Origin of the sequence: Brevundimonas sp., assembly GCF_044239655.1 — a bacterium.
Taxonomy (GTDB): Bacteria; Pseudomonadota; Alphaproteobacteria; order Caulobacterales; family Caulobacteraceae; genus Brevundimonas.
This window is the reverse complement of the sequence record NZ_JBIIAY010000151.1, coordinates 1-6163: the sequence shown is the minus strand read 5'-3', so window position 1 is coordinate 6163 and position 6163 is coordinate 1. Positions and strand designations below refer to the sequence as shown.

9 protein-coding genes are annotated in these 6163 nt (G+C 65.6%); 8 read left to right on the top strand and 1 reads right to left on the bottom strand.

Annotation, left to right across the window (positions count from 1 at the left end; all coding sequences use genetic code 11):
* Positions 1-24: 24 nt before the first annotated feature.
* On the bottom strand, positions 25-582 hold the full coding sequence (locus tag ACILQR_RS15035) for a biotin transporter BioY (protein ID WP_395652198.1): 558 nt from the start codon (positions 580-582) through the stop codon (positions 25-27).
* A gap of 121 nt (positions 583-703) precedes the next feature.
* Between ACILQR_RS15035 and ACILQR_RS15030 the strand changes: the two genes are divergently transcribed.
* From ACILQR_RS15030 to ACILQR_RS14995, 8 genes are all read left to right on the top strand, one after another.
* Positions 704-1201, top strand: a complete 498-nt coding sequence (locus tag ACILQR_RS15030; RefSeq protein WP_395652197.1) for a DUF1993 family protein — start codon at positions 704-706, stop codon at positions 1199-1201.
* A gap of 41 nt (positions 1202-1242) precedes the next feature.
* On the top strand, positions 1243-1530 hold the full coding sequence (locus ACILQR_RS15025) for a DUF6516 family protein (RefSeq protein WP_395652196.1): 288 nt from the start codon (positions 1243-1245) through the stop codon (positions 1528-1530).
* On the top strand, positions 1527-1874 hold the full coding sequence (locus ACILQR_RS15020; protein WP_395652195.1) for a hypothetical protein: 348 nt from the start codon (positions 1527-1529) through the stop codon (positions 1872-1874). The genes ACILQR_RS15025 and ACILQR_RS15020 overlap by 4 nt, the downstream gene beginning before the upstream one ends.
* A 144-nt stretch (positions 1875-2018) precedes the next feature.
* Entirely contained in the window at positions 2019-2417 is a 399-nt protein-coding gene (locus ACILQR_RS15015; RefSeq protein ID WP_395652194.1) for a hypothetical protein, read from the top strand.
* A 176-nt stretch (positions 2418-2593) separates the two neighbouring features.
* A complete protein-coding gene (rimP, locus tag ACILQR_RS15010) occupies positions 2594-3226 on the top strand; it encodes a ribosome maturation factor RimP (protein ID WP_395652193.1) in 633 nt (210 codons plus the stop codon).
* The gene (gene nusA, locus ACILQR_RS15005) at positions 3226-4959 is read left to right on the top strand and encodes a transcription termination factor NusA (protein ID WP_395652192.1); all 1734 of its coding nucleotides are present in this window, start codon (positions 3226-3228) and stop codon (positions 4957-4959) included. The genes rimP and nusA overlap by 1 nt, the downstream gene beginning before the upstream one ends.
* 18 nt (positions 4960-4977) lie before the next feature.
* Positions 4978-5724, top strand: a complete 747-nt coding sequence (locus tag ACILQR_RS15000; RefSeq protein ID WP_395652191.1) for an RNA-binding protein — start codon at positions 4978-4980, stop codon at positions 5722-5724.
* Positions 5725-5814: 90 nt separating this feature from the next.
* A partial coding sequence (locus tag ACILQR_RS14995) for a translation initiation factor IF-2 associated domain-containing protein (protein WP_395652190.1) occupies positions 5815-6163 on the top strand: 349 nt, incomplete at its 3' end.

The window sequence follows — 6163 nt, the reverse complement described above, 5'->3', positions numbered from 1 at the left end:
GCTGTTCCTGGAATTCGAGCGGACCTAGCGGCGCGTTCTCAGTCGTCGCCACAGCGCCAGCGTGGCCAGCACCAGCACGGACTTGACCCCTGCTCCAATCAGGAAGGGCGTCGCCCCGACCTGTACCGCCCGACCGGGGTCCAGCCCGATGCTGAGGATCAGCCAGCCGGTCCCGCAGGCCAGGATCAGGGCGTGGGCCAGCACCAAGATGGCGAAACCGGGCAGGGGCCGGTCCATCCCGCCCTGCTCGGTCGCCCAGCCGACCAGGAAGGCCGCGGCCGGAAACCCCATCAGATAGCCCGCGCTGCCCCCGGTCGTCGCAACCATCCCGCCCGCCCCATTGGCCAGAACGGGCAGACCCGCCATCGCCAGCGCCAGATACAGGACCACACTCGCCACACCCCAGCGCGGGCCCAGCACGGCGCCCGCCAGAAGCACGGCCCAGGTCTGCATCGTCATGGGCACGGGATAGAGCGGGATGGCGACCTGGGCGGCGACGGCGATCAGCAGGGCGAACCCGACCGTCGCGGCGATCCGCGACCAGACGGTACGAGGCGGGCTGGGGTTGCGGCTTGTGGTCATGGCCGAGGCGAACCATGTTCGCGCTGTCCGCCGCAAGGCCTGTCCGACATCTCCGCTGGATTTCCGGACGGAAAGACGCCAAAGACTAAGTCCTCAAACGAAACGAACTCCGGAAACGCCCATGGCCTTCGATCTCTACGACGCCTCCGTCCCCGCCTTCGTGCGTGGCCTCAAGGCCCTGTCCGCCCTGCTCGACAAGGCCCTGGCGCAGGGGTTCGACGAGGCGGCACTGATGGAGGCGCGCCTGGCCCCCGACATGAACCCCTTCCCGGCCCAGATCCGCACCGCCGCCTTCTCCGCGCGCGGCTGTGTCGCCCGGCTGACTGGCCAGGACTGGCCAAAGACCGAGGACAACGAGGCGACCTTCGCCGAGCTTCAGGCGACCATCGCCCTGTCGATCGCCTTCATCGAATCCGTGCCCCGCGAGGCCTTCGCGGACGCCGAGGATCGCGATGTGGTGCTGAAATTCCCTGGCGGGCAGTTCGATTTCAAGGGCGCAAACTACCTGACCGGCTTCGCCCTGCCCAACTTCTATTTCCATGTCACGACGGCCTATGCCCTGCTGCGGGTGGCAGGCGTGGAAATCGGCAAGCGGGACTATATGGGCGCGCCTGAGTAGCTGAAGTTGCCGACAAACGAATTATGGCGTAATATGCCATAATGGTTGCGGAGCGACTGATCAGGGTCAAGGGGGCTTTCGCCGATGGCGCCATCGTCCAGATCACGGTCTGGCGCCTGCCCGAGCCTTTGCCGCCGTGCCGTCACTCGTTCAAATACAGCCTTTTCTTCGGCTATCCCGGCCAGCGACTGGTCGGGTTCGACAATGAGCGCGGCAAGGGCGATCACTGGCACGGCCCGGACGGCGAGACGGCGTACACATTCGTGTCGGTCGAGGCGCTGATCGCGGATTTCAATGCGCAGGTTCGGGCGGTAGGAGGCCCCAGATGACGATCTTCAGAGTTCACGTCGGAGAAACACTGGAAGACTTGGGCGGTCGGGTGATCGACGTCTGGAACAGAGCCGAGGCCGGGGAGCGAGTGACTCCGGAAGAGCACCTGTCATTCGACAGTTTCGAGACTCTGGCGCGCATCCTGACGCCCAAGCGCTTGACCCTACTGCGCCACCTTCACGCCCATCCGGCCGCCAGCATCGCCGCCCTCGCGCGTGATCTGGGGCGCGACTACAAACGTGTTCACGAGGACGTCGAGGCGTTGTCGGCTGCCGGACTGATCGAACGCGACGGCGGCCTGACCGCGCCATTCGATGAGATCCAGACCCGAATTGCGATATAGGGAGCGAGCAATGGCCGGTTCGTCCTTCGAGACCGCTATCGAGTTCGCATTTGATATCGCCGAGATCGCAAACGGCGCGATGCCCGACGCAGACTACGTCGATGTCGTTGTTGGTCGTTCGCTCTGACCAACGCAAGTCTGCTGTTGACGGCGGCTCGGAACAAGGGCGTCTCTCTAATAGATGCGGCGTCCGGGCGAAACGGCCTCGTCCTTTCGACAGGATTTGCTGAAAGGCTCGCGGAAGAGACCGTCGCGATCCAGCAGGTGCCGCTCTCTCCAGACCAGATTTCCGACCTGTTCGCCTACTACGAAAATCAACTGACGGCCGCACTAAGCATTGTCGAAACTTCTAAATGCCAATCTGATCCAGGCGATCTGGCGGTACTGGTGGAAGCCATGTTGGCAGCGGGGGCTCTCGAAATCTCGGAAACGATCGACGACCGAGTCGCGCTAGGCATTGTCACTGATCTGATCCTGGCCAGATTGGTTTGGTTTCGAGATGGCCCAGCGTCCCACTACGCGATCGCTGTCGTGACTGACTGACCAATCGCGAAGCTATCTACGAGGCCTTCTACCTCGACGACGACAAACAGGGCTGACAACCCGTATCTGGGGGTCTATACGGCGTCCCACATCGTTAGACACCGGCGTCCGACGGCGCCGCGTTTCCAAGCGGCGGCCGATGGGCCCGCCGCTTTTTTGTTGAGTTGATCCCGCCCTTGCGCGCCAAGACCGTCCAGGACCGCCAGCTGATCGAGCTGATCGACCCCATAGCGGAGTCGCTCGGTCTGGCGATCGTGCGCGTGCGGCTGATGGGCGGGACCCTGCGTCAGCGGCTGCAGATCATGGCCGAACGGCCCAGCGACCACGATATCTCGGTCGAGGAATGCGCGCGTCTGAGCCGCGCCGTGTCGGAGGTGTTCGACGCCGCCGATCCGATCCCCGGCGAATATCTGCTGGAAGTATCGTCACCCGGCATCGACCGGCCCCTGACCCGCCTGATCGACTTCGACCTGTTCGAGGGCTTCGAGGCGCGGATGGAGGCCGATCGGATGATCGAGGGCCGCAAACGCTTCAAGGGCGTCCTGGCCGGGCTGGACAAGGACGAGGCGGGGACCGACATGGTCGCCATCGACCTGGACGGCGAGGCCGACACCGCCCTGATACCCTTCGACTGGATCGTGGACGCCAAGCTGGTGATGAGCGACGCCCTGATCAAGCGCGGGGCCGAACTGCGCGCCCAGCGCGGCGAACCCGAAGACGACGGACTGCCCCCTCTTTCTGAAGAAGAACGAGCGGCGCCCGAAGACAAAGACACTGACACGACCACCACTCCTGAGGACAAAGCCTGATGGCCGTCACCGGTATTTCCGCCAATCGCCTGGAACTTCTGCAGATCGCCAACGCGGTCGCCCAGGAGAAGAACATCGACCGCGAGATCGTGGTCGAGGCCCTGGAAGAAGCCATCCAGAAGGGTGCCAAGTCCCGTTACGGTGCCCATCACGACATCCGCGCCAAGATCGACCCCAAGACCGGCGAGCTGGCCCTGACCCGTCACGTCACCATCGTCGAGGACGACTGGATGCCGGAAGACGAGCTGGAAGAGTTCAACGACAGCGCCATGGTCCGCCTGACCGACGCGTCCAAGCGCGATCCCGAAGCTGTGGTCGGCAAGGAATATGTCGAGGACCTGCCGCCGTTCGAGTTCGGCCGGGTCCAGACCCAGATGGCCCGTCAGGTCATCACCGGAAAGGTTCGCGACGCGGAGCGCGCCAACCAGTACGAAGAGTTCAAGGACCGCGTCGGCGAGATCGTCAACGGCACCGTCAAGCGCGTCGAATATGGCAACACCATCGTCGACCTAGGCCGGGGCGAGGGCATCATGCGCCGCGATCAGTCGATCCCGCGCGAGATCTTCAACATCGGCGACCGGATCCGCACCTACATCTACGACGTCCGCCCGGAGGCCAAGGGACCGCAGATCATGCTGTCGCGCGCCCACCCCGGCTTCATGGCCAAGCTGTTCGCCCAGGAAGTGCCCGAGGTCTATGACGGCGTGATCGAGATCCGCGCCGCCGCCCGCGACGCCGGTTCGCGCGCCAAGATGGCCGTGCTGTCGAACGATTCCTCCATCGACCCCGTCGGCGCCTGCGTCGGCATGCGCGGCTCGCGCGTTCAGGCGGTCGTCGCCGAACTGCAGGGCGAGAAGATCGACATCATCCAGTGGAATCCGGACGAGCCGACCTTCATCGTGAATGCGCTCGCCCCCGCCGAAGTCTCCAAGGTCGTGCTGGACGAAGAAGCCGACCGCGTGGAAGTCGTGGTGCCGGACGAACAGCTGTCGCTGGCCATCGGCCGTCGCGGCCAGAACGTGCGTCTGGCCAGCCAGCTGACCGGCTGGCAGATCGACATCATTACCGAGTCGCAGGATTCGGAACGTCGCCAGCGCGAGTTCACCGAACGGACCCAGCTGTTCCAGGAAGCCCTGGACGTGGACGAGGTCATCGCCCAGCTGCTGGTCACCGAAGGCTTTGCGACCGTCGAGGATCTGGCCTTCGTCGACAACTATGAAGTCGCCGAGATCGAAGGCTTCGACGAGGACACCGCCGAAGAGCTTCAGGCCCGTGCCCGCGACTATCTGGACCGTCAGGCCGCCATCCTGGACGCCAAGCGCGTCGAGCTGGGCGTGCTGGACGAGGTCATGGCCGTTCCCGGCGTCACCGGCGCCATCGCCGTCGCGCTCGGCGAGGGCGGGGTGAAGACGGTCGAGGATCTGGCCGACCTGGCCACCGACGAAATCCGTGGCGGCTACGAGATGAAGAACGGCGAACGGGTCAAGGTCCCCGGCGTGCTGGAAAGCTTCAACCTGGCCCAGGAAGACGCCGAGATGCTGATCCTCCAGGCCCGCGTCGCGGCCGGCTGGATCGACGCCTCGGAACTGCCGCAGCCCGAGCCGGAATACGAGGAAGAGTACGCCGAGGGTGAATACGACCCCGAGGCCGTCTTCGGTGACGCGCCCGAAGCGGAAGCCGACGCTGACGTCGAGGCCGCCGCCGACGACGCCGACCAGCCCCAGAACGCGTGATGGAGACCCGGACCGTCCATGAGCCTGCGAGACGCGACATCGGATAGAGAGCGCCGCGACCTGGTCACACACCAGGTCATGGACGAATCTCGTCTGATCCGCTTCGTCGCCGCTCCGGACGGTTCGGTCGCGCCCGACCTGGGCAGGAAACTGCCCGGACGCGGGATGTGGGTCGCCGCCGACCGCGCCTCGGTCGAGATGGCGTCGAAGAAGAACCTGTTCTCTCGCTCGGCCAAGACCAGGCTCAACGCCTCGGCCGACCTGGCCGCGACCGTCGAAACCCTGCTGTTCCGGCGCTGTCTGGACCAGTTGGGTCTTGCCCGGCGCGAAGGCGTGCTTATCTCCGGCTTCGAGAAATCGGCCGCCGCGATCCGCGCCGGCAAGGCCGCCTGGGTCATCGAGGCCTCGGACGGGTCGTCCGACGGACGCGGAAAACTCCTGGCCCTGGCCCGTCACCAGACCGCGAAAGTCTGCGGGATGTTCAGCGCGGACGATTTGAGTTTGGCCCTTGGGCTGGAAAATGCGATACACGCCGTCCTGCTGCATGGCGGCAGGGCCGATCGCTGGACCGTCGAGGTCGAGCGACTGGCGGGTTTCAGACCGCTCCGACCTTCGGAGTGGGACCAGGACGGACCGCAGCGCGGCACCGAAACCGGTCACGGCTCCCTTTCTCCGGAAAGTGGCGGGGCCGCTGCGAGCGGGTCAGACGAAGACCCTGGACATGAGCCCCCCGGGGCTTTTGGCGGGCGAGGTTCCGGGTCCTGAAAAGGGCGCGGAGCAGCGCACGGCTTTTTGTGTTTGGCGTGACGATTTCAAGATTGGGCGGACTTCCCCGCCACGAGTAAAAGCGACCGGATGAGCGACGAGAACGACAAGACCAACGACGGCCAGCAGCCGACGGCCCCGACCGGAACCCCTTCGGCGACGGGACCGCGCGCGCCGCTGAGCCTGAAGCCGCGCGCCGTGGGATCGGTTTCGACCGGCACCGTGCGCCAGAGCTTCAGCCACGGCCGGACCAAGACGGTGGTGGTCGAGACCAAGCGCCGCCCCGGCGCTCCCGTCGGTGGTCGCGCCCAGGGCTTTGACGTCGCACGCCCGCGCACGGACGGCCCGCCCCCACAGGCCCAGGCTCCGCGTCCGATGGCTCCTCGCCCCCAGCCCGCCGGCGGTTCGCTGTCGGGTGAGGAACAGGAGGCCCGTCGTC

Bases quoted from the DNA above. Each gene is read 5' to 3' on its own strand.
- ACILQR_RS15035 (WP_395652198.1), bottom strand. From the start codon at position 582: ATGACCACAAGCCGCAACCCCAGCCCGCCTCGTACCGTCTGGTCGCGG.
- ACILQR_RS15030 (WP_395652197.1), top strand. From the start codon at position 704: ATGGCCTTCGATCTCTACGACGCCTCCGTCCCCGCCTTCGTGCGTGGC.
- ACILQR_RS15025 (WP_395652196.1), top strand. From the start codon at position 1,243: ATGGTTGCGGAGCGACTGATCAGGGTCAAGGGGGCTTTCGCCGATGGC.
- ACILQR_RS15020 (WP_395652195.1), top strand. From the start codon at position 1,527: ATGACGATCTTCAGAGTTCACGTCGGAGAAACACTGGAAGACTTGGGC.
- nusA (WP_395652192.1), top strand. From the start codon at position 3,226: ATGGCCGTCACCGGTATTTCCGCCAATCGCCTGGAACTTCTGCAGATC.
- ACILQR_RS15000 (WP_395652191.1), top strand. From the start codon at position 4,978: ATGAGCCTGCGAGACGCGACATCGGATAGAGAGCGCCGCGACCTGGTC.